This window comes from Acinetobacter sp. CAU_H_S170_2 (genome assembly GCF_058890445.1).
In genome coordinates, this window is record NZ_JBZYAE010000001.1 from 1,122,651 (window position 1) to 1,149,644 (window position 26,994).

Annotated in this window: 21 protein-coding genes; 15 read left to right on the plus strand and 6 right to left on the minus strand. The window is 41.5% G+C overall.

Going from position 1 to position 26,994, the window contains the following annotated elements; translation table 11 throughout:
• Positions 1-35: 35 nt before the first annotated feature.
• From AC5EUN_RS05490 to AC5EUN_RS05505, 4 genes are all read right to left on the minus strand, one after another.
• Positions 36-389: a hypothetical protein gene (locus tag AC5EUN_RS05490; protein WP_029575052.1), complete on the minus strand. Its 354-nt coding sequence runs from the start codon at positions 387-389 to the stop codon at positions 36-38.
• A 477-nt stretch (positions 390-866) separates the two neighbouring features.
• Complete coding sequence (locus tag AC5EUN_RS05495) at positions 867-1,826, minus strand: hypothetical protein (RefSeq protein WP_010327023.1); 960 nt, start codon at positions 1,824-1,826, stop codon at positions 867-869.
• Between the two features lie 9 nt (positions 1,827-1,835).
• Positions 1,836-3,158, minus strand: coding sequence for a sphingomyelin phosphodiesterase (locus AC5EUN_RS05500; protein WP_228127606.1), 1,323 nt, complete (start codon positions 3,156-3,158; stop codon positions 1,836-1,838).
• Between the two features lie 328 nt (positions 3,159-3,486).
• Positions 3,487-4,512 carry an AraC family transcriptional regulator gene (locus AC5EUN_RS05505; RefSeq protein WP_029575051.1) on the minus strand — a complete coding sequence of 342 codons (1,026 nt, stop codon included), beginning with the start codon at positions 4,510-4,512 and terminating at the stop codon, positions 3,487-3,489.
• Positions 4,513-4,655: 143 nt separating this feature from the next.
• Between AC5EUN_RS05505 and AC5EUN_RS05510 the strand changes: the two genes are divergently transcribed.
• From AC5EUN_RS05510 to AC5EUN_RS05545, 8 genes are all read left to right on the plus strand, one after another.
• Positions 4,656-5,426 carry a 3-hydroxyacyl-CoA dehydrogenase gene (locus tag AC5EUN_RS05510; RefSeq protein ID WP_010327020.1) on the plus strand — a complete coding sequence of 257 codons (771 nt, stop codon included), beginning with the start codon at positions 4,656-4,658 and terminating at the stop codon, positions 5,424-5,426.
• Positions 5,427-5,688: 262 nt separating this feature from the next.
• Positions 5,689-6,825 (plus strand): acyl-CoA dehydrogenase family protein, encoded by a 1,137-nt coding sequence (locus tag AC5EUN_RS05515; RefSeq protein ID WP_010327019.1) that lies wholly within the window; start codon positions 5,689-5,691, stop codon positions 6,823-6,825.
• Positions 6,826-7,084: 259 nt separating this feature from the next.
• Positions 7,085-8,731, plus strand: coding sequence for an AMP-binding protein (locus tag AC5EUN_RS05520; RefSeq protein ID WP_010327018.1), 1,647 nt, complete (start codon positions 7,085-7,087; stop codon positions 8,729-8,731).
• Between the two features lie 295 nt (positions 8,732-9,026).
• On the plus strand, positions 9,027-9,797 hold the full coding sequence (locus AC5EUN_RS05525) for a HesA/MoeB/ThiF family protein (RefSeq protein WP_010327017.1): 771 nt from the start codon (positions 9,027-9,029) through the stop codon (positions 9,795-9,797).
• 57 nt (positions 9,798-9,854) lie between these two features.
• Positions 9,855-11,153, plus strand: coding sequence for an ABC1 kinase family protein (locus AC5EUN_RS05530; RefSeq protein WP_005400705.1), 1,299 nt, complete (start codon positions 9,855-9,857; stop codon positions 11,151-11,153).
• 143 nt (positions 11,154-11,296) lie between these two features.
• On the plus strand, positions 11,297-11,677 hold the full coding sequence (gene folB, locus AC5EUN_RS05535) for a dihydroneopterin aldolase (RefSeq protein ID WP_005400706.1): 381 nt from the start codon (positions 11,297-11,299) through the stop codon (positions 11,675-11,677).
• On the plus strand, positions 11,634-12,077 hold the full coding sequence (locus AC5EUN_RS05540) for a 2-amino-4-hydroxy-6-hydroxymethyldihydropteridine diphosphokinase (protein WP_062033036.1): 444 nt from the start codon (positions 11,634-11,636) through the stop codon (positions 12,075-12,077). The genes folB and AC5EUN_RS05540 overlap by 44 nt, the downstream gene beginning before the upstream one ends.
• Positions 12,078-12,150: 73 nt before the next feature.
• Positions 12,151-12,678 (plus strand): COG3650 family protein, encoded by a 528-nt coding sequence (locus AC5EUN_RS05545; protein ID WP_224217060.1) that lies wholly within the window; start codon positions 12,151-12,153, stop codon positions 12,676-12,678.
• 68 nt (positions 12,679-12,746) lie between these two features.
• Here the strand turns inward: AC5EUN_RS05545 and coq7 are convergent, their stop codons facing one another.
• Both coq7 and AC5EUN_RS05555 read right to left on the minus strand, forming a co-directional pair.
• Positions 12,747-13,382 (minus strand): 2-polyprenyl-3-methyl-6-methoxy-1,4-benzoquinone monooxygenase, encoded by a 636-nt coding sequence (gene coq7 / locus AC5EUN_RS05550; RefSeq protein ID WP_094148159.1) that lies wholly within the window; start codon positions 13,380-13,382, stop codon positions 12,747-12,749.
• A gap of 4 nt (positions 13,383-13,386) precedes the next feature.
• Positions 13,387-14,706 carry an MFS transporter gene (locus tag AC5EUN_RS05555; protein ID WP_493352187.1) on the minus strand — a complete coding sequence of 440 codons (1,320 nt, stop codon included), beginning with the start codon at positions 14,704-14,706 and terminating at the stop codon, positions 13,387-13,389.
• 176 nt (positions 14,707-14,882) lie between these two features.
• Between AC5EUN_RS05555 and AC5EUN_RS05560 the strand changes: the two genes are divergently transcribed.
• From AC5EUN_RS05560 to AC5EUN_RS05590, 7 genes are all read left to right on the plus strand, one after another.
• Positions 14,883-17,636: an autotransporter assembly complex protein TamA gene (locus tag AC5EUN_RS05560; RefSeq protein WP_094148161.1), complete on the plus strand. Its 2,754-nt coding sequence runs from the start codon at positions 14,883-14,885 to the stop codon at positions 17,634-17,636.
• Between the two features lie 24 nt (positions 17,637-17,660).
• On the plus strand, positions 17,661-22,178 hold the full coding sequence (locus AC5EUN_RS05565) for a translocation/assembly module TamB domain-containing protein (protein ID WP_493352188.1): 4,518 nt from the start codon (positions 17,661-17,663) through the stop codon (positions 22,176-22,178).
• A gap of 208 nt (positions 22,179-22,386) precedes the next feature.
• Positions 22,387-22,590, plus strand: coding sequence for a hypothetical protein (locus AC5EUN_RS05570; RefSeq protein WP_094148163.1), 204 nt, complete (start codon positions 22,387-22,389; stop codon positions 22,588-22,590).
• A gap of 145 nt (positions 22,591-22,735) precedes the next feature.
• Positions 22,736-23,170: an I78 family peptidase inhibitor gene (locus AC5EUN_RS05575; RefSeq protein ID WP_094148164.1), complete on the plus strand. Its 435-nt coding sequence runs from the start codon at positions 22,736-22,738 to the stop codon at positions 23,168-23,170.
• Between the two features lie 108 nt (positions 23,171-23,278).
• The gene (locus tag AC5EUN_RS05580) at positions 23,279-23,638 is read left to right on the plus strand and encodes a hypothetical protein (protein ID WP_094148165.1); all 360 of its coding nucleotides are present in this window, start codon (positions 23,279-23,281) and stop codon (positions 23,636-23,638) included.
• Positions 23,639-23,759: 121 nt separating this feature from the next.
• Entirely contained in the window at positions 23,760-24,029 is a 270-nt protein-coding gene (locus AC5EUN_RS05585; protein WP_004696516.1) for a hypothetical protein, read from the plus strand.
• Between the two features lie 294 nt (positions 24,030-24,323).
• Positions 24,324-26,963, plus strand: a complete 2,640-nt coding sequence (locus AC5EUN_RS05590) for a bifunctional aconitate hydratase 2/2-methylisocitrate dehydratase (RefSeq protein WP_094148166.1) — start codon at positions 24,324-24,326, stop codon at positions 26,961-26,963.
• Positions 26,964-26,994 lie beyond the last annotated feature (31 nt).

Below are 26,994 nucleotides of genomic sequence, written 5' to 3' on the forward strand. Positions count from 1 at the left end.
GACTGTAATAGTCGCTTTTTTAAGGGCTTGCAAGTTTACATAGGATAGTCTTGTAAGCTGTCAAACACTTCAACTTGCTCTAAAGCATCTGTTTCAAGTGCAAGACAAAGTGTCACAATTTTCTTTAGATCAGCTAAATATTGTTCATCTTTAAACGATGCACCTAACTGCAGGGCTTGAATACGGTCAGCGCTAATATCCAACGCTTGAGCAGCTTCAATCGCATTAACTTCATTAAAAAATGCAGTAACAGCATGATTTAATTCAAGGTCTGATGCATTGAGAATACCTTGATCCAGTTGCTCTTCAAATTGTGGGGTAGGAGACTGCAAAGCTTGAGTAAAGTTTTGCACCAGACGTTGATCGAGAACATCAATCATTTTAAGCATGTCATAACCTTTAAAAGAAATAAGGTGATTAAACAGGGGGAGTACAGCCAGAAAATAAGCATTAAAGAATGCTTTAAAATTGGTTGAAAAATAATCCATTTTGGAACTTTTTGCAAATAGATTCCGATAAATGAAAGATGGATTTGTTAAGTAAATGAAAAGATTAAATTTATTAAATTGAGAGCATGTTTACATTTTACACTACTGTTGCAATGGTCTCGGATCGATCAAAAGAAGTATTCAATGCGGACTATCGAGGGACTTCAATTGAAAAGTTATTGGAATTATTTTTAAAGTATTGAAAAGTAATAACTTGTTAATATCTTTGTTGCAATGGTCTTTATTTTACGCATCACTGATGCGAACTCAAAACATTGTGGAATTGCAATTTATAAGGACATGCTAAAGCAACATGAGGTATATCACCTTGCTTTAGCTGTCTTTGTTTGATGTGGAGAATGATGAACGTTTAAGCCACTAGTTAAAGTGCTTTTGCCTCAGTTGTTCTAGACGGAGTTGATATTGCTGCTGCCATGCAATTTCAGCTAAGTTTTGTTTTTGCTGGTTCATTTCTTGGTTGAGAGCAGCAAGTTCAGATTGATAACTGGCGATCTGTTGTTGTTGTCGAGCGACTTGTTGTTCGCGTTCAGCCAACTGCGCCGCTTCTTTGCCTGAAAAGTAGCTGTTACGAATTTGTTGGGTAATTTCTTGCTGTTGTATTGGGTCGGTGACGCCAATTAAAGCCAATTTAAGGGCTTTATCATAACTACCACTTTGACCATCAATATTTTTGCTCGGGTTTTTATATTGTTGCTGTAGTTGTGAAAGTTCACTCAGCCGTTGTTGTAAGGTCATGTGTAGTGCGCGGCTCAAGAGCTCACCATAAGCAAACTGATAGCTGGCAAACTCTTTTTCTTCAGCAAAGCCGAGTTGTGTTTCTTGCTTACCTAAAGTCTGTTCGCGTAAGTTCCAAATCTCCTGATAACGCTGTTGCGGTGTCATTTGTGTGGACATGGTTTTAGCTTGCATTTCTTTTTCGTACAGTGGTAGGCGTTCTATCAATTGTTTTAAAGTCTGGGCAAACTGTTGATCTGGATATTCGGCCAGTACCTGTTTTAATAACGCCTGACAGTTGGTATCAGGGCAGTTTTGCTGTAACTGGTTTAAGAATTGTGTGATATTGCCCGGATTTTTTTGAAAATGTTGAATGATTTGTTGGATGGATTCTTGTTGCTGTTGTTGCTGCATTTTTGACTCGTCATTGTTTGCAGCGGCAAGCTTCTCTTGCAAACTGCTGGGTTGAGCAGTCTCTGTAAGGGACGGTGAGGATGCCTGAGTTTGACCCGATGTGGCATATGATGAGCCAAGGCCCAACCATATCACCACACCGATCACCAATACACTCAGCACCAAAGCGATAAGCCCAAAGCGCTTCATTGTTCTTCCTTATGGGTTGTATTGGAATTGACCCATTACTGGGAAGTGGTCAGATAAGTCCCAAGTCATAAATACAGGGTCGGCAGCCGAGCGAAGAATGCGGACATCATTACGTGCTTGCATAGGCTGACGGTGGTTATTGGATGACACCACGTAGTCTAAATACTCTACGGTAGAGCCACCCGTGAGTCCTGCACCTGCGAGTTTATTCACTCGTGGATCGAAGGTCGATGCGGTATATCCTGTGCTGACTGGTACTGTACAATTCAAGTTAATTTGCATTTGCGCATAATCTTGCGGCCACAGGAGTTTGTTGACATTAAAGTCACCGCCCATGAGCACTGCATCAAATGATGGAATATTTTGCTTATCGACCAAAGCGCGGATTTGCTTAAATTGTTGCTGGCGCATATCACGTGCCGCGTCGGTATCAAACGATGCGGTATGTGTGGAGGTCACATGATAGGCTTTGCCATTCTTGAGAATTTCAGCATAAATCACGCCTTTATCGGCAAAACAGTCAATCCCTGTACAGCTCGGGTAAATAAAATGATCCGTTTTTACAATTGGATGGCGACTTGCAACCAATATGCCGCTGTCATAGATATTGAAACCTGAACCGATTGGAATATAGGTTTGGTACGGATATTCCTGCGCTAATTTGGCCAACATGGCGGTACGACCAGAAGCAAAGGTTTCTTGGAATAAGATCGCGTCGTAGCCTTTTAGGTTTTGCGGCAGTTGCTCTAAACGCGAATCAATTTTACTTCCTACTAAAGGAAGCGCATAAATATTGTAGGTTAAAACTTTAAACTCATCAGCACTGCTGGCGACGGGTTCTGGCACGGTATTTTGATGGATAGTGTAGTGGAAGTCGTCATAACCACCAGTGTACTCAGCTTTAAACGCAGTCTGTGCCGTTTTTCCTGCATAATTGGTGTTGAAGCGCTGAATGTTACGGTCGTTAAACCATGGTGCAGAAAAATCACTGCCAGATGCAGAGTGTTTAATATCACTGCCAGACCAAGTGCCGGTCATGGATTGCTTCAGGGTGACGCTTGAACCACCGCCTGTAATCACGGTATCAAAATTATAAGTCTGACCTGACTTTACCCCTGTATAACGGTTAAAACGCAGTACACGTTTGGTTTCATAAGGTGCAATTTGGGTGGCTTCTTGGGCCCATTGACTCCCTTGCGTTAAGGTGCGTGTACCGTGATGGTTAACATTAACGGAGACTGTTTCAGGGGTGGTATTGGTCACATAAACGTATGAGTCGGCTATCACTGGCTGACTGCACAGCAATAATAATAACCATCCGATATTTTTCATTAAGTTTTTATTTAATTGGGTGCTCATGTGTTCCCTCCATGATGTTTTTATTCAATATTGTGTAAAACAATATGACGAGATCACTATGGCAGGTAATTTTTTTAAGTCAGTGACAAAGTGCGACAGCGCCCTGATTTTCCGATGAATGAGCATCAAAAAATCAATTTAATTTATAAGCCCTGTTGACATTTTATTTGGAAAATCAAAACCAAAGCTAGAACAATAGAATGATAAGGTTTTACTTTAACGAGAGAATTTTATGGGTCGGTTATTTGTTATGTAGAAAGAGCAAGAGCGTTTCGTAGTTGCTTATACCAATCGACTGAAGTTAAGTATCCTTATTTTGACGATAAGCGCCAGGGCTGACCCCAGTCCACTTTTTAAAAGCACGATGAAAAGCACTCGGATCATGAAAATTGAGTTCAGTGCTAATGTCTTGTAATGATACTTGGCTGTTACTGAGCAGCTCAATCGCCATATCACGGCGTATATCATTTTTGAGCTGTTGATAACTGAAACCCTCACTTTTCAGTCGACGCTGAATAGTTGCCTCAGACATATTGAAATGATGGGCAATTTCAGACAGTTCAAGCCACTGTATCGGGGGGTCTTGCATTAAATAGCGACGAATTTGGGCACTGGTTGAATGTGGGTTTTTATAACGGGTCAGTAAAATATGTGGGGTTTGCTGAATAAATTGATACCACGATTTACTGTACTGTTTTATGGGCATTTTTAAATAATTGGCATCGAACTGAATATAGTTTTCAGCCATTTGATACTGGATATTTTCACAAAAACGAACTTTGTAGTCGATGTCATCTGTAGGTGCATCACATTTGAGTTGAATTTGATTCAAAATCACCCGTTGACCCACTAGCCAACACATTAGGGCATGAATCAGCATGATGTAAGTTGCGTAACTAAACATACGCTTGGGCTGTTGTCGTTCATAAATCACAATATAGGCATAATGCTCTTGCACCATGAGTTGACTGCTAAAGTCGTCTAGTACCAGATTCATAAACTGCAAAATATGCTGAATGGCTTGGTCCAACTGGGTGGTGTGTAATAGTGATTTAGATAAAAACTGAAAACTGCCACGGCGCATAGCATGGCGATCCATCCCAAAGAACTCATCATTCATCACATTGGCCAGTTCAGTCCAGAGCTGTGCATATTGATTGACTGAGACTCGTGCTTTTGTCGCACTTAACAATTCGCTATTGATGCCTGCATTTTTCAAAATATCAGCAACTGCATATCCCTGCTTTTCAGCTTCAAACAATGCTTCGTGTACCAAAGCAATTGAAATGGAATCTTTCTGGGCGTTTGCATGTTCCGATGCAGTCATAGTGGCTTCCATATTTTTATTGTGCATTTTGAGCATTGTCCAAAACCATCATGGAAGATGCAATATTTGGAAATTGTACTCAAGTGCTTCTGTGTTTACATTTCTTCTTAAGTCGTAGCATTCAATCATACAAGGAAAAATAAATGAAGATTCAAGGGAAGGTTTTTGTCGTCACGGGTGGAGCATCGGGTTTAGGTGCAGCAACAGCACGTCATTTGATTGAACAAGGTGCGAAAGTCATTTTGGTGGATATGAACCAAGCTTTAGGTGAAGAGCTACAGCGTGAGTTGGGTGAAAATGCTCAGTTTAAAAGCCTCGATGTTACTGATGAGCACGCTGTGCAAAGTTTCTTCCAAGAAGTCGAGGCTGAATATGGGCAATTGAATGGTTTGGTGAACTGCGCAGGTGTAGCGCCTTCAGCCAAAGTGTTGGGTCGTGATGGTATTCATGAGCTGGCGTTATTCCAAAAAGTATTAAACATCAATGTCTCAGGTACTTTTAATATGCTGCGTTTTGCTGCGCAGTTAATCGCGAAATATGAACCTCAAGCCGGTGAAGAAGAACGCGGAGTGATTGTGAATACAGCTTCGGTTGCAGCCTATGACGGACAAATTGGCCAGACCGCTTATGCAGCCTCTAAGGGCGCTGTGGTTTCAATGACTTTACCGCTGGCACGTGAACTAGCACGTGAGAAAATTCGAGTGATGACCATTGCTCCAGGCATTATGGAAACGCCAATGTTGAAGGCGATGCCGCAAAATGTACAAGATGCGTTGGGTGAAATGGTGCCATTTCCGAAGCGGTTGGCAAAACCTCAAGAGTTTGCTCAGCTTGTGGGGCATATTTTTGAAAATAGCTATTTGAATGGTGAAGTGATTCGTTTAGATGGCGCGATTCGTATGCAGCCTAAATAATCTATTTTGACTTGTGATCTTTGAGTTTATGACGGAGTCTTTGCTTCGATAAGTAAGGGCTTCTTATAACCTTCGGTTCGACCTACTTTTCTTTCGGGAAAAGTAGGCAAAACCATCTCCATTCGCAAAACCTGTTTTATTAAATTTACAGACTACTTTCTCGCAGAAACATTATCTTTTGAAAGGCTTTCAGGTTGCGAATGGGTCGCCGTGTATCAAATATTTATTAAATTTAATAACCTGAATAGAGAAGGGATACTCCATGCTTTTAAATGAAGAACAAAAAATGGTTCAGGATATGCTGCGTAGTTATTCGCAGGAAAAACTGAAACCAACTGCAGCTGAACGTGACAAAACCGCACAGTTTCCTGCGCAAGAACTTAAAGAGCTGGGTGAGTTAGGTGCTTTGGGTATAACTGTTTCACCTGAGTGGGGTGGTGCAGGCTTAGATTATATTTCACTGGTGGTGGCACTTGAGGAAATTGCAGCAGGTGATGGTGCTATTTCGACCATTGTCAGTGTGCAAAACTCACTGCCGTGTGGCATTACCCAGCGTTATGGAACTGATGAGCAAAAGCAGAAATATTTAAGCAAGCTTGCCACAGGTGAGTGGTTAGGGTGCTTTTGTCTCACTGAACCACAAGCAGGCTCAGATGCTGGAGCGTTGGAATGCAAGGCCGTTCGTGAGGGCGATGAATGGGTGCTGAATGGAACTAAACAATTCATTACCACAGGTAAGCATGCTCAAGTCGCTTTGGTTTTCGCAGTCACAGACAAAGCTGCGGGGAAGAAAGGCATTTCTTGCTTTTTAGTCCCAACCGATACCGAAGGCTATATTGTCTCTCGTATAGAAGAAAAGATGGGGCAGCACTGTTCGGATACGGCAACCATTGTTTTGGAGAACTGCCGCATTCCTGCTGATCATTTGCTAGGTGCTGAAGGCGAAGGTTATAAAATTGCGCTTTCAAATTTGGAGTCGGGACGCATTGGTATTGCTGCGCAATCAGTGGGCATGGCTCGCGCCGCTTTAGATGCTGCGGTTGAATATGCCAATGACCGTAAAGCCTTTGGTGTTGAAATTGTACAACATCAGGCAGTTGCTTTTCGTTTAGCCGATATGGCGACGCAAATTGAAGCTGCACGTCAGTTAATTTTCCATGCAGCCACTTTGAAGGATGCAGGATTGCCGTGTTTAAAAGAAGCCTCTATGGCCAAACTGTTTGCCTCAACCATGGCGGAGCGTGTTTGTTCTGATGCGATTCAAATTCATGGTGGCTATGGCTATGTTTCAGATTTTCCTGTTGAACGAATTTATCGGGACGTCCGTGTGAGCCAGATTTATGAAGGAGCGTCTGATATCCAGCGTCTTGTCATTGCACGTGAAGTCACCAAGGTTTAAGTCGACTTAGTTTTAGACCTTGGTCGATGTTCAAAGCCTGCATTTTCATTGAGGGATTTGGAAATTGTAGGCGCATTTAAAACATGGTTATCTAGGTACAGCGGTTAAGTACAGTCATTAAATAGAGCAACTGAACCGCTCTAAGTTTTCAAATAATATGGGACTGACAATGAGGTCAGTTCAATGCTTAAAACGATAAAGAATATGGACGGCCAAAGTGGATTTGGTCTTAAAAAATGGATAATGCGAGGTTGTCGTGATGAAGACATTAGAACAAGCCCATCAAGAATTTAACTATGATCAACTGGTTCAAGAACAACTGGTAGGCCAACCCAATGCAGTGAATGCTTATATTGAGTGCTGTCAGCGCTATGTCGGGCTGCAAAAAACAGCACTCATTTGGGAAGGAAAAAATGGCGAGTCAGAGCAATGGAGTTTTGAACAGCTCGATGTTGCCTCAGCTCAGTTGGCAAATTATTTTAAAAGTAGTGGGATTCAAGTGGGTGACTGTATCGCAGGGCTGTTACCGCGTACGCCTGAGCTGTTGATTACGATTTTAGCCACATGGCGGATCGGTGCGATTTATCAGCCTTTGTTTACTGCTTTTGAGTCGAAGGCGATTGAACATCGAGTGTTAACTGCAAACACCAAATTGATTGTAACCAATGCAGAGCAACGTCCAAAGCTAAATCATGTTGAAGTCAAACATATCCTGACTGTGAATGCAGGAACAAACTTAACTAGCAATGAAGCTGATTTTTGGCAGGAAGCAGAACAACATTCCGATCAATGTGAAGCTGTTTTACGTAGCTTTGATGATGATTTCCTGATGATGTTTACCTCAGGCACCACCGGTTTGGCGAAATCCGTGCCTGTTCCTTTAAAAGCAGTTTTGGCTTTTAAGGGCTATATGCAACATGCAGTCGATTTAAGAGAAGACGATTCATTTTGGAATTTAGCTGATCCGGGTTGGGCTTATGGGTTGTACTATGGCATTACAGGACCGCTCAGCTTGGGGCATAGCATCATTATGGATGAGCGCGCATTTAGCGTCGATCATGCGGTTGAAGTCATTAAAAAGTATCGCATCAGTAATTTAACAGGTTCGCCTACAGCTTTTCGGATGTTCTTTGGTTTTAAAGAAAAGTTTGATCCTTCCATTAAAACCCACCTACGTGCTGTTAGTAGTGCGGGTGAGCCTTTGACCCCAGAAGTGATTCATTGGTTCAATAATGATCTGAATGTCAACATTTATGACCAATATGGACAAACTGAGTTGGGCATGGTGATTGCCAACCATCATGCACTGGAGCATGAGAAAAAAGTCGGCTCGGCAGGCTTTGCTAACCCCGGACACCGCTTTGCTGTACTTGATGCGAACCACCAAGAAGTGAAGTACGGCGAAATTGGAACGTTGGCGATAGACTTTAGACAGTCACCACTGACATGGTTTAAGGGCTATGGTGGCAATAATCGTAAGTCCTTTGTGGGGCAGTATTATTTAACAGGTGATACGGTCAAGCTGAATGAAATTGGAGGTATCGACTTTATAGGTCGTGCTGACGATGTCATTACAACGTCAGGCTATCGAGTCGGGCCTTTTGATGTCGAAAGTACCTTACTTGAGTGTGCGGAAGTACTCGAGTCAGCTGTGATTGGTAAGCCTGATCCAGAGCGCACTGAAGTGGTGAAAGCTTTTGTGGTACTAAAGCCACAGTACCAAGCCTCTAAAGAGTTGGATAGCAAACTCCAAGCCTATGTGCGTTCACGTTTATCTAAACATGCGTATCCGAAAGAAATTGAGTTTGTTGAAAGCTTGCCAAAAACGTCGAGTGGAAAAATTCAACGTAATTTGCTGAAACAGCAAGAAGTGGCAAAGATGCAAACTTTACAAGCTGCCATTTAATTTACAAATAAAAGGGTCTTAAAGAAAAAGCCAGTCAGTTCTAAATAGACTGGCTTTTTCTTTTAACCGTTTATAGTGGTATGTGATTTGTGGAACACCGCTCGAAATATAGCTAGAGATATAAATAGCCTAAGTAAATTAAAATAGGCAACTAGTATGATTCAATCTCCATTACTTAAAAATGATAAAGTTGAGTCATCTAAAGCACATAGCATTTATTGAATTTGTGCATAGCTAACCTTGGTTTCATGGGTATAATTCGCCATCAACATTTTCTTTAGCAAAAGGCTGAATCATGGACGAGTTAGATGAAAGTCTAGAACTCAGTAATGCTGAAATGCATCTCTATAGCCGCCAAATTTTATTGGACGGATGGGATATAGAGGCACAAGAAAAACTCAAGTTGGCCAACGTCCTCATTGTGGGTTGTGGAGGCATCGGTTGTTTGACTGCGGAGTTACTGGCACGTGCTGGCGTAGGGAAAATCACTCTGATTGATGCAGATACGATCGAAGTAAGCAATCTACAAAGACAGATTGCCTATGTAGAAAACAATGTCGGTTTCTATAAAGCAGAGGTTTTGGCCCAGCGTTTAAAGCAGATCAATCCCTATATTCAAGTCCATACGCATACTGTAAAACTTGATACAGCCAATGCAGCCAGTTTAATTGCAGGTCAAGACTTAGTCCTTGATGGTTGTGATAATTTTACGACACGGTATTTGGTCAATCAGCAGTGTAAAGTGAGCAATGTTCCACTCATCAGTGCATCTGCCATTGGTTTTCAAGGGCAACTGTTTATGGTGGAAGGTGAGTCTGCTTGTTATGAATGTCTGTTCCCGAAAGAAGAACATGCGAATGAAAGCCTACGCTGTGCAGATTCGGGCGTTTTAGCTACCACCCCAAATGTAATGGCCAGTCTTCAAGCGCATCATACACTTTTATATTTGGGTTTAAATGTGACTGCACTCAAACAACGCTTGTTACTTTGGGATGGCTTAAGTATGAAACAACGTTTGCTTGCTTTCGAAAAAGATACAGATTGTCCCGTTTGTCAGGCAAGATAAGCCTACAATTTTTTCATTCTTTGATACACTCAATACAATTTATTTTTGACCGATATTATGAAAAACAATATCTTTTTAGATGGACTGCGTTCTGTTGCCCGCGTTGGGGAAACAGCAGTCATTGCAGCGCGTGCGGGTATTAAGTACGCCACTGAAAAACCAAGTAATGCCAAATTGATGCGTGAAACCTTTGAGTCTCTGGGCTCAACCTATATCAAGTTGGGTCAGTTTATTGCGAGTACACCTTCACTTTTTCCACGTGAATATGTTGAAGAGTTTCAGGGCTGTTTAGACCAAACTCCATCTTTACCGTTTAGTTATGTACAGGGGGTTTTGGCGTCTGAGTTTGAAGGCCGAAACCTGTCTGAGATTTTTGCATCGATTGATGAAACACCTTTAGCTTCAGCGTCTATTGCCCAAGTCCATGCTGCAAAGCTGGTGACGGGTGAAGATGTAGTGATTAAAGTACAAAAGCCGGGTGTAGAAACCATTCTCTATACCGACTTAAATGTTTTGCACTGGGCAACCAAGGTTTTAGAAAAAGCAGTGCCTAAAGTCAAATTTGCATCGCTTGCAGACATTGTGGAAGAAATTAAAACCCGCATGGTTCGAGAAGTCGATTTTATTGAAGAAGCCAGTAATCTGGATGACTTTGTGAACTATCTCAATATCACGCAAAACCATAAGGCGATGGCACCTAAAGTTTATCATCAATATTCGACTCGCCGTGTGCTCACCATGCAGCGTCTTTACGGCGTGCCATTAACTGATTTTGAAGTGGTTAAAAAGCGCTGTAAAGATCCTTCACAAGTCCTGATAACTGCCATGAATACATGGTTTGGTAGTCTAATGATGTGTAATAGCTTCCATGCTGACTTACATGCTGGAAACCTAATGCTGCTTGATGATGGTCGTGTGGGTTTTATTGATTTCGGCATTGTGGGACAGTTGAAACCTGAAGTATGGACAGCTTGTATCGCCTTTATGGATGCCTTACAAAAAACGGATTATGCACTCATGGCGGAAAACATGCTGAAAATGGGCATGACCGCAGTGCAGATTGATACTCAGGTGTTGGCCGCAGATCTTGAGCGTTTATTTAGTGGTGTGTTGTTGGCAGATCCGCAAGAATTGCTGAGTTCAAATCCAGCAGATTTGAATGACATCATGATGGATATGGTTGCAGTAGGTGAGCGTCACGGTATTCGCTTCCCACGTGATTTTGCCCTGTTATTTAAACAGATGCTGTATTTCGATCGTTTCATGCGCATCCTTGCACCGTATACCGACATCTATGCTGACCAGCGTTTGCAAATGGTGCAAACTATGGATCCAAATGTGTTGTTAAAAAACTAAGTTCTTTGGAAGCACACTCACCAAAAAAACCTTTCAGTCCTTCTTTTAAAAGAGGGACTGAAAAACGCTTTCCTGTTTAAGCGGTGAGAAACATGGTTTCGCAAGGCAGGGATTAAAAGTCAAAATCTGTTAAAGGTAATAATGTGGACGCAATTATCATTGAAGGCTTAAAAGTTGAAACAGTGGTTGGCTGTTTTAACTGGGAACGTCAGATTATTCAGCCTTTAATGTTGGATATGATTATTCAAACAGATTTGGAACAAGCTTCAAACTCAGATGACTTAGACCATACCTTAAATTATGCTGAAATTTGTGAAATTGCAGCAAAGGTCATTCAAGATGCTAAGCCTGAGCTGATTGAACATGCGGCAAAATTGGTCATCAACGCACTTTTTTCTACCTTTCATGCGATTGAATCGATTAATATTACCATCCGTAAGCCTGCCATTATCGCGCAAGCAAATTCTGTAGGAATTCGTCTTGAACGCCACCGAAACAATTTTCGCCCTAGCTCTGGCGAGTAATAATAATCCCAAGCAACATTTTTTATATGCCTCTGAGCAACTTGCTAAAATTGGGCAACTACATTTTTCGAATATTTATTTAATTCCATGCCGCGATGGGGTTGGGGCAGATTATTGGAATGCAGCCTGTTTGCTGAAATCGTCTTTGTCGGTTGCCGATATTTCGGTATTGCTGAAAAATATGGAAGCCACATCTGGGCGTATTCGCCCATCGCATCAGATTTCACTAGATGTCGATTTGATTGCATGGGGGAGTGACTTAGAACATATGCAGTTCAATCCCAAAAAATTACCTTTAGCTTTAGACGTTAAAATTCCAATGTTTGATGTGTGGAAGGATGCTGCATTTCAGCATCAAACACATGCATTTCCAACGGTGAGCTGCTTGGAAGCCAAGTAACATATCGAAGTGTGATTGACACTTGAACTGGCTTAACATACTTATAAAATATAATTCGCAGAGAGCTATTTTCATGAAAATACAAATTTTGAGTGCTCTTTCTTTAGCAGTGTTTTTAGCGGGCTGTCATTCAACTCCGTCCAAAACGACAGCGACACCTGCTATGGATATAACGAGTGTATCTCAAACGACTGAAAAACAAGGGTTAAAACTAGCTGTTCATGCCTATACCCAAGATCAATCGGATTATCAAACTAGCCTATATGATTTAAATCAAGATGGTATCGATGATGCCGTGGTGTTGTTAAGTGGGATGGAGTGGTGTGGTTCAGGTGGCTGTACGTTGTTGGTCTTTAAAGGTCTTGCAAATGGAAGTTTTCAACCGCATAGCAAAATGACTGTGTCATCTACACCGATTTATGCCTTAAGTACCCAAACCCAAGGTTGGCGTGATTTGTCGGTTTATACCCGTGGTTTAGGACAGGTCATACTGAAGTACAATGGGAAAAGCTATCCATCTAACCCATCACTGGCGTCAAAATATACGGCGAATTTAAAGCAAGCGGGTAATACCTTATTACTGCCGATAGCAGCGGAATAAGCAAATTGGAGTAAATAAAAAAGCAGTGGTTATTCCACTGCTTTTTTATTGGGCTACATCATGTTTGTTTAAATAAAATAACTGGTCTTGGTCATGAGTTTTGAAATAGCCGTCATGGTGATTTTGACAGGAATCGGTAAATCGACACCGCCAGCATTCAGTGCTGTATCACGGTGGTGTAATTCATCTTCATTCATTTGCACAAGGATATTACGTGAACGGTCATCTTGAGCTGGGAGTTGGCTGATGTGATGCTGTAAATGTAGGCTCACTTGGCGTTCAGTTTCTGCAACAAAACCTAAGCTATATTTATCACCTGCAATGCCTGCAATTGCACCCATACCAAAGGATAAGCCGTACCAAATTGGATTGAGCAGACTGGTATGGCTGTCTAGCTCTTTTAAGCGGTCTTCACACCATGCAAGATGGTCTTGTTCTTCAATCGCAGCTTGTTCCATTTCACGGCGTACATTTGGCAGTTTTGCTGTTAAAGCTTGCCCATGATAAAGCGCTTGCGCGCACACTTCACCACTATGGTTGACCCGCATTAAACCTGCAACATGACGCGCTTCACTCACGGCGAGTCGGGTTTCGACCGCCTTGCCTGGGTTTTCACGTTGAGCAGACGTTGTGCCCGGAACTAAGCTACGCAGGGCTTGATCAAAAGAATTGATAAATTTATCGATGCCAGTGTAATGACGCATAACTTTAGTCCTCTAACTCAGGTTGTACAGTTTTTAGCATGGGTTTGAGTCGATATAACAACCACAGCGTAAAGCCCGCACTTAATACAGCAGTAATGCTGAAAAGTATTTTAATATCAATCTTCAAAACACTTAAAATGATAATCGAAAATATAGCAGAAGACACCATAAACACCGCATTTAATATATTGTTTGCGGCAACCACACGTGCACGGTGTGAACGCGGTGAATAGGCTTGCATCATGGCGTATAGCGGCACAATATAAAAACCGCCACTGATGCCGAGAAAGGTCACCGCAAGCATGACATGGTAGTAAATTGCACCGTGGTTAAACATATCCGCAACATTCATCATCGCGCCTGTACGTTCAGGTACAAAAGCTAGACTCAAAGCCAAGTAAAAGGCAAATAGGGTGAGTCCAATCGCACCGATTGGCACCATTTTAATATTCACTTCAGAGCCACCAATTCTACGACATAGCAGTGAGCCGACCCCAATCCCGACAGAAAAGAACGTGAGTAAAAGACTGACGACATTTTCTGATGCATGTAAGTTTTGTTGAGTCAGCTGTGGAATTTGGGTGAGATAGGTTGCACCGTAAAACCAATACCACGAATTCCCCAGTAAAATCATAAAGATGAGGGGGAGGCTTTTGGCATATTTGAGTGTTTGAAAACTGGTTCTAAAGAAATTCCAATCAATTTTTAAGTCGGGTGAGCTGACTTGCTGTTTTAAGATAAATCGGCTGGAGAGATAACCCAAAATGGCAATGATAACGACAGTCAGGCTGATCCAAATAAGATTGCCTTGAGAAACCGAAATGACTGCGCCACCCAAAATCATCCCGATTAAAATAGCAATGGAGGTACCCGACTGAAATAGTGCATTACCTGACATGAGTTCATTCGGTTTTAGAATCTCAGGTAAAATGGCGTATTTAATGGGGCCAAAGAAGGTGGAGTGTGTGCCCATCATAAATAGAGCCAAGAGCAGTAGCCATAAATTGCCCAACAAGAAACCCGCGGAACCGATGAGCATAATCACAATTTCTAGAACTTTGATGCCACGAATAAGTTGTGAGCGCTCAAACTTATCGGCAATTTGTCCTGCGGTTGCAGAAAAAATGAAGTAAGGCAAAATAAATAACAGTGCGGCTAAATTATTTAAGGTACTTACATCTGCAGCTTGTTGATTAATCCATCCATAAGTAATGACTAAAAGCAAAGCTTGTTTATAGACATTGTCGTTTAAAGCACCAAAAAATTGGGTAATAAACATGGGAAGAAAACGACGGGTACTTAATAGATGTTCATTGTTTTTCATGCTTTTTGCGCTGTATTAAGTTTTATTAAGAAATGTGACTAATTGCTCAAACGTTCAATAAAATCATGTAAGATATTTAAAACCTGAAATTGGGTAAAATAATCAATAGATTTCAGTTCTTTTGTGACAATTCATTAGAGCAAATCCATAACGATTAAATAAATTTAGAGTTTTCTATGCTTGCCAAAACACAATTTAAAAAGTCGACTCTTTCATTGAGTATGAATTCTTTCATACCGTGGCATCATAACAATAAATATTTGTGTCTGAGTATCTTTTTAACGCTTTTGTCACAAGCGGCTTTGGCTGAAACCCCCGTTGCGATTGAACCAAGTAACGTACAAGTCGAGCCACAAAATTCTACAGAATTCACTGAAGACATTAAAAAAGAAGCGATTCGTCAAGGTATGGGTAGCGCGGACGAATTAAAAAAAGTTGAAAATTCTGTAGTTCAGCCCACGGTTCCAGACAGTATGCAAATGTTGCAACAGCAACAGACGGCTTTAAAAAATTTACCTGAATTTGCACCGATTGAGTTTGATGATCTTGAGGACTTGCCAACTGTACAAGTTGATCAAGGCATGGCCAATGATATTTATCAGGTGGCTGAGCAAGCGAAAGCAGAAGCTCAAGCTTACCGAAGTGGTCAAACGACAGAGTTGGTGCTAAGCGATGCAACTCAACAGGAAATGGCGGAAATTAATCAAGCTCCAGTCAATGTTGATCAACTGATGCAAAGCATTCAAGCAGACAGTAAAATTTCAGTAGAAGCCAACACTGAAGGGAATACCTTAGATTTTGGCATGAGTGCTGAAGAGCAAATTGCCAAAGAACCCAATTTCTTTAAGCGCATGCTTTATAAAATTCGACCACCAAGAGCATTAGATACTGCAAAAGTGCCGCGAATCAATGCAGATGTTGAAATCATCAATGCGAAATATGAAGGCGAGATATCCAATAAAGCGTATCAGGCTGCTTTGGTCAATTTAAAAGAAAATATTGAAGGCAAGGTTTCGAGCTTTACTGAAGAATCTTTTGAAGACTTTCCTTCAGCACTGCCACAGTTGCGGACACTTTCCAACCAAGCTGCTCAAGCCGTCGGGTTTTATAATGCTGAGTTTAAGTTTGAAAAAACCAGCAGTAATCGTGTGCGCATTCAAGTGGTACCGAATAACCCTGTGCGGATTGAAGAACAAAACATCGAGTTTAGTGGTGCAGGTCAGTACTTACCGCAGTTCCAAGTGATTAAAGTCTTACCAGAGCAAGATGTCGGTGATGTATTACACCATGGTTTATATGAGTCGACCAAAGCACGAATTAATGAAGCTGCTAGCAATAATGGTTTCTTTGATAGTTACTGGCGTTTACATGATGTGAAAGTTGAACAGCCGCAAAATACGGCAGACATTAACTTACGTTATGAAACAGGTGAACGTTATAAACTCGGCGGTGTTGAGTTTGTGATGAGCGACCCAAGCAAACCACTGCCTATTGATTTAGATGTTTTACAAAGTTTAGTGACTTGGGAGCCTGGGGCGGATTATACTTTTTGGCGTGTTAATGGTTTGGCTAATAATTTGACCAACTCACGTTACTTTAACTACAGCTTGGTAGATGCTGTTCGACCTGATCCTGTAGAAAGGGTTCGTGAGTTACCCCCTGATTTACAGCAGTTGGTCGATGACCAACAACTTTCTCGTCAGGATGTTCTGGTTCAAGAAAAACAGGAAGTTGTTTCAAGCCGTGAAGTGACGCAGTCTGTGGTAAGTGAAGCACAGTTTGCTGGTGTCAATGATGCCGAGCAAAATCAAGCACAATTAGAGCTTCGCAGCGCACAAGAAACCAAAAAAAGTGAAGAAGAACGTTTAAAACTTGAAGCTCGAGAAACAAAAGTGATCCCTGTCAAAGTCACTTTAAACGCGGACCAGTTAAATAGTGTAGAAGTCGGTGCTGGTTATGGTAGTGACTCAGGTGCACGCTTACGTACACAGTATCGCCGTGCGATTGTGAATCAACGTGGTCACTCTTTTGATGCCAACTTAGAACTTTCAGAAATTCGACAGGCTATTGATGGTCGCTATAATATTCCCTATAAGCATCCACTAAATGATTATATCAGTCTCGTAGGTGGCTATGAGCGTGAAGAACGAGATGACATCGGACAAGGCGTAAACTTACTCACGGAGTCTGCTGTTGCCGGGGCTGATCGTGTTATTAAAAACCCAATGGGAAATTGGCAACATACTTATGGTGTACGTTACCGTTTAGATCGATTGACGCAAAAGGGTTCAGCGAATGTAGATGATTTGCCGGATGCATTTATTGCAAATAATGACCCTGAGCAAGAGTCGCTTTTATTGGGTTATGAAATTTCTAGAATCGATAGCGATAAACGTGTAAACCCAAGTAAGGGAATTAAACAAACTTATAAAATTGAACTTGGAAGCGAAAGCCTACTTTCAGATGCAGATATGGCCATCGTAAATGCGGGTTGGCGCTTTATCTATTCATTGGGTGAAAATGACAACCATCAGTTTGTCGGACGTGGTGATCTCGGTTATATCTTTACTGAAGACTTTAATAAAGTTCCTTATAACTTACGTTATTTCACGGGTGGAGACCAAGGCATTCGTGGTTTTGACTACAAGAGTTTGTCACCTGTGGTCGATGGTTTTAAAGTGGGTGGTCAGGCCTTGGCTGTTGGCTCCATGGAATACAATTACCAATTTAAAGAAGGCTGGCGTGCGGCAGTATTCAGCGACTTTGGTAATGCTTATGATACAGATTTTAGCAATGACACCGAATACAGTGTCGGTCTTGGTGTGCGCTGGGCATCGCCGATAGGCCCGATTCGTATAGATGTAGCTTCAGGAATTTCTGATGATAGTCATCCGATACGTGTGCATTTCTTTATTGGCTCATTATTATAAAATTTAACACTTTTTGGGAAGACTATGGCTGAAGTAGAACAGCAGCAAGAACCAACACCACCTACGCCGCTTGCCAAACAGCGACGTATTTTTAGAAGTGTCCTTTTGACGCTGTTGTTGACGCTCATCTTGTTGGTGATATCGCTTGCAGTCATGTTTTCTACCGATAAAGGCAGTAAGTTCTTACTTGACCAAGTTTTACAACGCCAGCAGATTATCCAATATGAATATGAAGGCGGTAATCTGTGGAAAGGCATTATCCTTAAAAATGTGGTGGTCACCTTAAAACCTGTTGATGTCAAAATTGACCGTGCCGATGTGGTTTTAGGCTGGCGCGCCATCTTAGATAAAGAGATTCATCTACGTGAAGCTGATGTGCGCAATTTGCGCATCATTACCAAAGGTGAACCGAGTGATGAACCCTTTAAGTTCAGCGAAATTAAATTACCCTTTGTTTTACGTTTAGATACAGCAGATGTTGATCATTTAAATATCCGTACCGCATCCGATGCCCAAGTAGATTTTTATGATGTGCATTTAAATAATGCCCTCTGGTCGGGGACAGAACTTGAGTTTGAAGACTCTCGTATGGACATGGGCTATTTAGCAGTTCGTAATGCAACTGGGAAAATGAAATTCTCAGGGAAATATCCACTTGAGGCGACTGCTATAGCCAACCTACCGGCACTGCGTGATAGTTTAAATGTGCATGATATTGTTGTACATGCAACAGGAACACTGGACACCATCCAAGCGGGTTTTGCAACGCGGACGCCTGACCTGTTGACAGGTTGGGCCATTTTGCACCCTGTACGTAAGCATGTACCGATGCAAGGTCAGCTTAAATTTAATCATTACAACTTACCACTCCTGACCGATTACAAACTCTATGCTGAAAAAGGCGTTGCTAAATTTTCAGGTGATATCGAACGTTTAAATATTGACTTAAATACAGATCTGAGTGGTAAAGATATTCCAAAAGGTCAATATACTGCTTTGATGCATACCGATTTGGTTCATCAACTTGATATTGATAACCTAAATGCTCAGTTAATGAAAGGTTCGGTCAATCTGGGTGGTGTGGTGAGTTGGGAAGATCATGTCACATGGGATGTACAAGGTCGTTTAGATAAAATCAATCCTAAAGATGATGTACTGCCACAAGTGGTTTCTGACTTTCTACCGCCAAGTTTGGATGCAAAAATTGCATCTAAAGGCACGCTTGAAAAAGGCTTATACTTAACCGCAAATTTAGACTTTGATCGTTATGAAGCATGGCATCTCGCACTAGACCAAAACCCAGAGAAAAATAACAAAGTCCAGCCAATGTTGATGGATGTCTCTTGGAAAAATATTGACCGCGCCATGCCTTATATCGGTTGGTTAAGTAGTGCTTCAGGGGATGTAAAACTGGCGTTGGTTGAAGGTCAGCAAGATATTCATGTTGCTACTGTTGTGAGTAAACACGAAAACGCAACTTTACCTGCGGGTAATTACCTCGCACAGTTAAATTTTAAAAATAATAATTTAAATGTGCCGAGTTTTAGTTATGTAGCAGGTAAGGGAAGCTTAAGTGGTAATGCTGTGGTTGAGCTGCCAGATGAGAAACGTCAACTGAAGTGGAAAGCCGCTTTAAATGCGAAAGATTTTAACCCGCAAATGGTTGCCGAAGCTTCACCAGTTAATCTATTGAATGGAAAGCTCCAAGCAAGTGGCTATGCCAAACCGAATCAGCAAATCATTCAGCTACAGGGCATTGATCTGACTGGAAAACTGGTGGGCAATAATGAAACGGTTCACTTAACTGGTCAGTCAACCGCGGCACTCCTGTTTAATGATGAAAAAGCTGGTGGTGCTTTCAAAGGCTATGCAGTGAACTACGATGGCGCTTTAAAAGCCAGCCAGTTTGAAGCCAGTCAGGGTGCGTTAAACCTAAAACTTTCAGGAACGCCTGAGTTTATTAAAGTAACTGAGCTGAAACACAATGGTGTGGCAGGTCAAATTAATGCCAGTGGTTTGGTACATTTTATTCACGGTATCACTTGGGATGTGAATGCAGCATTCATTCGTTTTAAACCACAATATTTTGCATCTAGTGTTAAAGGCGAATTGTCTGGTGTAGTGAAAACCAAAGGCACATGGTCGGATGCTTTAAAACGCATTAACATTGAAAGCTTAAACCTAGCGGGTACACTGAACAATAAGCCAGTCCGTGGTACAGGTAATTTAGCTTTGGTGCTCAACTCCAGTGAAAAGGGCTTTTTACCGCAACAGTTTGAAGCGAATAACCTACTGTTGGCTTATGCCAAAAACCAAGTGCAAGCAACGGGTAATGCACAAAACCTAAAACTGAATATTAATGCGCCTGCACTGTATGAAATTTATGCGGGCTTACGTGGCCGTGCTTACGGCTATTTAAATATCCAATCTCAACCGCGTTTAAGGGCTACCGCAAACTTAGCAGTGGATAATTTTGGCTTTAAAGATCTGATTGATATGCGTAAATTACGCATTGTCGGGCAATTGCCGACATCGGAAACAACGCCGTCATTATTGACTGCAAAAATGGAAAGCTTAAGAAGTGGTAATCGTGAAATTCAACAAGGTGAAATTTCACTGGCAGGTATTCGTAAAGCCCATTTATTAAAAGTTTCTGCACAAAACGAAAAGTCGAAATTTTATGTGCAATTGGCAGGTGGTTTTAATGCGCAAAATGATTGGTTAGGCCAGATCCAAAAAGGTGATTTTGACTCTTTGCGTGCACGGTTGGTACAGCGCCAAAGTGCAGCCGTGGTCTATAACAGTGCCAAAGCAGATTTGTTGATTGGTGCGCATTGTTGGATGAGTCAACAAAGTCAGTTGTGTTTTGACCAGCCGATTCGAGTCAGTAAAACACGTGGCAATATTTCATTCTTGACTCAAAACCTCGACCTAAACGACTTTGCTGCCTTTATGCCTGAAGGGTTAGCAATTACAGGTAAGTTAAATGGTCATGCTAAAGCGGTTTGGGCACAAGGGTCTAAACCGAAAATTGATGCACGTTTAGTTACTCGAAATGGTGTGATTGGCTTGGCGGCTGATGACCCACAAGACATGGGTTCAACCTTAAAATACGAACAAGTGGCTTTGGTTGCCAAAAGCATCGCAGAAGGGTTACAAATTCGTTTGGATGTCAAAACGCCTGAAATTGGCGTGGGCTATGCCAATGTCGTTATTGATCCGTATCGAGACAACATGCCTATGCGTGGTGAAATTGCATTTGATCAGGTGCAACTCAAAGTCTTTAAACCGTTCATTGCTGATGTACGTTCGATGGGCGGAACACTTTCATATGCAGGTAAAATTAATGGAACGCTAAAAGCACCACTACTTACAGGCGATGTTCGTCTGAAAGACGGTTCAATTAGTATGATCTCACTGCCAGTCAATTTGACCAATATTCAGTTGTATTCCGCTATACGCCAAGACCAAGCCACCATTAATGGTGCTTTTAACAGTGGTCGTGGTGTAGGCACACTTACAGGGGTAGTAGATTGGAAAAATGATCCACGCATTCAGCTTCAGTTGAATGGAGAAAATTTACTGATTCGCCAAGCACCATTAATTACCGCGCTAGTGACACCAAAAATCACACTGGATGTTTTACCATTGAGTAAGAAGTTGACCTTAAACGGTGAAATTCAAGTTCCTCGTGCCTTGATTTCGATGCCTGAAGCATCTGTACCTGTGGTGAATGTATCATCTGATGTACGCGTGGTCAGAGAAGGTCAAAACCAATTAGCGATTTTAAATAGCGCAAAACCTTGGGATATTCGTGCCGATGTGATGGTCGGATTAGGTAATCAAGTTTTCTTCCAAGGGTTTAATAGCCGTATTCCATTGTTAGGGCGTTTATATCTATCGCAGCGTGGTGCTGAAACCGCAATGCGTGCCAATGGTGCAATTGGGGTAAGTCAGAAAGTTAAAATTGAAGCTTATGGACAGAGTTTGGATTTAAACCGTGCCATTGCACGTTTTAACGGTGTGTTGAGCAACCCAACACTGGATGTTGATGCAAATAAAAATGTACAAGGCAGTACGGTGGGTTTCCGTGTAACGGGTACAGCAACATCACCCAATATTCAAGTCTATAACGATGCAGGGCTTTCTGAGCAAGAGGCTTTGAATGCATTAATTACAGGTCGTATTAACGAAGGTACAACGGGTTTAAGTCAAACGGAAGGCTTTAAGTCAGATGTCAACAACACCATTGCTGCCGCAGGGATCAGTTTAGGTTTAGGCGGTACACGCGCTTTTACGAACCAAATTGGACGTACTTTTGGCTTAAGTGGTTTGGCGTTGGATGCGCAAGGTACAGGGGATGACACACAAGTCAGTCTGACGGGGTATATTACACCTGACTTATATATTCGTTATGGTGTGGGTGTCTTTACACCAGTCAATAAACTGACTCTGCGTTATCAAATGAACAAACGTATGTACTTAGAGGCGAGTCAGTCATTAGAGCGTGCCATCGACGTCTTTTATAACTGGAAGTTCTAAAGCCAGCCTCCTGCTAAATAAAGCCTCCATCATGTAGGCTTTATTTTTAGGGGTTAAAAAAAGCTTAATCTGCCATTTGATAAAACTCTTTATTTGATAGATGAAGAAAACCTATGAATAACAGACACTAGATACTTAAAATCAATTAAACCATAATGAAAGTAGGTGTATAGTAAATGGACTTGCTAAATTTAGAGTGATGATCCTTATGCCGATCAATTTTGTAATACGCTTTGCAGCGATTTTATTTTCAGTTTTAATTTTAGTGGCGCTTGCTATTCGGTTCTTCTTTGATCCGCACTATACCGTGGTCTTTTGGATCTTTGCCATGCCGTTTATTTTAGGTACTCCAATTTTAGCATCTGTAGTTTTAGCGAAAAATGAAGAGCTTGATATTCACTCAGTCAATTAAAAATGACGTAAAAATACAGCTTTTCAATATAAAAAAGCCCGTCAAGTGATGGGCTTTTTTATGCAATCTTAAATTTTGCAAAACTCGCACAGTTTTTTAAAAATATATTTGCTATGTTGATCTTTTATTTAAAGAAATATTTTTTATGAAAAAAATCTTAATGCTTGGATTAATGGTTGCTGCTATTTCGGGTTGTAGTACTGTGCAAAAGAATGAAACTGAAAAGCCAACTTTGGGGATGGCTAATCCTGCCAGTACGTACTGTGTTGAACAGGGTGGTAAATTAGAGATTCGAAAAGAGGCCAATGGTGAAGTAGGCTATTGCCATTTACCGAATGGTCAAATCATTGAAGAATGGGCACTTTTCCGTGCTAGTCAAAGCAAATGTGTTGCTGAGCAAGCAACATCCTTGATTGGTCAGTCAAATTTAACTGAAGCACAGATTAAGCAAAAAACCAGTGCGAAGATGGTCCGCTTAGTACAACCAGGGCAGCCTGTGACTATGGATTATCGCGAAGACCGTGTGACAGTAACAGTCGATCCGAAAACCAATAAAGTGGTTCAAGCAAGCTGCGGTTAATTTTTCTAAGAATAAAAGCCCGAATTTGGGCTTTTATTCTATTTAAAGTGGGTAATGGTTCTTCATTTGAAAAAGTTTGATTATGATAGGGCGAATAGGAGAGTTGTAATGAAAAAGTTATTCGCTTTGGCTGCTGTGATTGCACTGGTGGGTTGTGCTGAAAAAAAACCGCTAACACCAGAAGAGCAATGGCATGGCTATTGTAAAAGTATTGGTAATGCGGCACGTTCAATTATGTTAGACCGCCAAAATGCCATTGAAAAAGAGAAAGCGATTGAGCATGCCAATAAAGTTGAAGACGAAATGACCAAGGCATTTGCGTTAGAAATTATTGAAGATGTTTATGCTTTACCTGAGGCTGAAATTAAATCCGATATTGAAGGTGCGCGTGAAAAAATTCGTGTGAAATATACTGAAAAATGTATTGCAACACCGCATACCGAAATGCCAGATTACAAACCGTTCTAAGGAACGGTTTTTTTATTTTTTGGATGGAACTTTTTGTGACAAAACTCTAAATCATATATATAGCAAAGCATATAAAAATAAAGAATAATGAACATAGAATAAAAAATGAGAGGAGCAGAAAATGGAAGTTGTTGGCTATTTAAATCACGCTGATTTACTCTTGGAAGATGAAAATGGTGTGGCCGTAATTGGCGGTGGTCATTATGTCCTTAGCTTGGGTGACCATGTATACTTCAAACACGCACTTGACCATGAACCTACACGAATTTCAGTACAAATTTCTTTTGCAAGCTCTGCACATCAAAATTTGCATGAGGATGAAATTCAGATGAAATTTGAAGGCTGTCGTGAAAGTTTCAAACAATATATTCAAGCCACAACAGTACACTAAGGTTGAATATTGATATTGCGTAAAAAGAGGCAACATAGGTTGCCTTTTTTGTTTTTAAATGGCAGTTCAAAGTTAATGTGAAACAATTCCAAACGATCTGACTATATTGCTGTTTTTATGTCCAATCGATATGAACATCATTTAGTTAGAAAATAATGGGCATCACGAAGAAACACTTGTAGCGCATTAACTTTTAACTGGAATTTTAGTAAAATTAAGCAGTCCATATTATTTACGTAGCTTTATTTAAAGCAGGAATACGTAAATAATTTTTTAAAAAAGAGGAATAACACCGTGCTAGAAGCTTACCGCCAACACGTTGCAGAACGTGCCGCACTCGGAGTCCCACCGAAGCCACTTGACGATGCTCAAACAGCTGCATTAGTTGAATTATTAAAAAACCCACCAGCTGGCGAAGAAGCATTTTTAGTTGATTTACTAGAAAACCGTGTTCCAGCGGGTGTTGACCAAGCTGCATATGTTAAAGCTGCATTCTTAGCTGCTTTGGCTAAAGGCGAGGCGACTTCACCATTAGTTTCTAAAGAACGTGCGGTTTACTTACTAGGCACTATGCTTGGTGGTTATAACGTTGCTCCTTTAGTTGCTCTTCTTGATGATGCTGCACTTGCTGAATTAGCGGCTGAAGCATTGAAGAAAACGCTTCTTGTATTTGATGCGTTCCATGACGTTGCAGATAAAGCAAAAGCGGGTAACGCGAATGCACAAGCGGTTATGCAATCTTGGGCTGATGCTGAATGGTTCACTAGCCGTAAAGATGTTCCAACTGAAATCAAACTGACTGTTTTCAAAGTAACTGGCGAAACCAACACTGATGACTTGTCACCTGCACAAGACGCATGGAGCCGTCCAGACATTCCATTGCACGCAAATGCAATGTTGAAAAACGTACGTGACGGTATCAACCCAGAAGTTCCTGGTGAAGTTGGTCCATTAAACCAAATCAAAGACTTAATCGCGAAAGGCAACCAAGTTGCTTACGTAGGTGACGTTGTTGGTACAGGTTCAAGCCGTAAATCAGCAACTAACTCTGTACTTTGGTTCTTCGGTGACGAAATTGCTCACATCCCGAACAAAAAAGACGGTGGTTACTGCTTAGGTTCTAAAATTGCTCCGATTTTCTTCAACACAATGGAAGATGCTGGCGCGTTGCCAATCGAGATTGATGTTGCAAACATGAACATGGGCGATGAAATCGTTCTTAACATTGATCATGCTGCTGCAAAAGTTACTGCAACTAAAGACGGCGCAGTCATTGCTGAAGCTGAACTTAAAACTCCAGTGCTTCTAGACGAAGTACGTGCGGGTGGTCGTATCAACTTAATCGTTGGTCGTGGTTTGACGACTAAAGCGCGTGAAGCTCTTGGTCTTGCTCCATCGACTTTATTCCGTGCTCCAGTTCAACCTGCTGCTACTGGCAAAGGTTTTACTCAAGCACAGAAAATGGTTGGTCGCGCATGTGGTCTTCCTGAAGGTCAAGGCGTACTTCCAGGTACTTACTGTGAACCTAAAATGACGACTGTTGGTTCGCAAGATACCACTGGTCCAATGACGCGTGACGAATTGAAAGACTTGGCTTGCCTAGGTTTCTCTGCTGACCTTGTTATGCAATCTTTCTGTCACACAGCTGCGTATCCAAAACCAGTTGACGTTCAAATGCAACACTCGCTTCCTGATTTCATCATGAACCGTGGCGGTGTGTCTTTACGTCCAGGTGACGGTATTATTCACTCTTGGTTAAACCGTATGCTTCTTCCAGATACAGTTGGTACTGGTGGTGACTCACATACGCGTTTCCCAATTGGTATTTCATTCCCAGCAGGTTCTGGTCTTGTAGCCTTCGCTGCTGCGACTGGTGTTATGCCATTAGACATGCCTGAATCTGTACTTGTTAAGTTCAAAGGTAAAATGCAACCTGGTATCACACTACGTGACCTTGTACATGCAATTCCTTACGTTGCGATTCAGCAAGGTGACTTAACTGTAGAGAAGAAAGGTAAGAAAAACATCTTCTCTGGTCGTATCCTTGAGATCGACTTAACAGAAATGGAAACAGACCTTACTGTTGAGCAAGCATTCGAACTTTCTGATGCATCTGCTGAACGTTCTGCTGCGGGTTGTTCTATTACGCTTTCTGAAGAGAAAGTTGCTGAATACCTCAAATCAAACATCACAATGTTGAAGTGGATGATTTCTGAAGGTTATGGCGATGCGCGTACTATGGCTCGTCGTGTTGAGAACATGGAAAAATGGTTAGCGAACCCATCACTTCTTAAAGCTGATGCTGATGCTGAATACACGAAAGTGTATGAAATTGACCTTGCGACAATTACTGAACCAGTTCTTTGCTGCCCGAATGACCCAGATGATGCGAAATTGCTTTCTGATGTTCAAGGCGTGAAAATTGACGAAGTATTCGTTGGTTCATGTATGACAAACATCGGTCACTTCCGCGCAACTGGTAAGTTGCTTGAGAAAGTTCCTGGTGGCGTACTTTCAACTCGTTTGTGGATTGCTCCACCTACGCGTATGGACGAACGTCAATTGATGGAAGAAGGTTTCTACAATACTTATGGTAAAGCTGGCGCACGTACTGAAATGCCAGGTTGTTCATTATGTATGGGTAACCAAGCACGTGTAGCTCCGAACACTACTTGTGTATCGACTTCTACTCGTAACTTCCCGAACCGTTTAGGTCAAGGTGCGAACGTTTACTTAGCTTCTGCTGAACTTGCTTCTGTTGCTGCTGTACTTGGTAAATTACCAACTCCAGAAGAATATCAACAGTATGCAGCTCAAATTGATAGCATGTCTGCTGACATCTACCAATACTTAAGCTTCGACAAAATGGGCGACTATACTGACGCTGCTGCGAATGTTGATACCAAGAAAATTGCTGCTGCTCAATTGACTTAATTGATTGATAATTAAGTTTAAATGAGTTAAA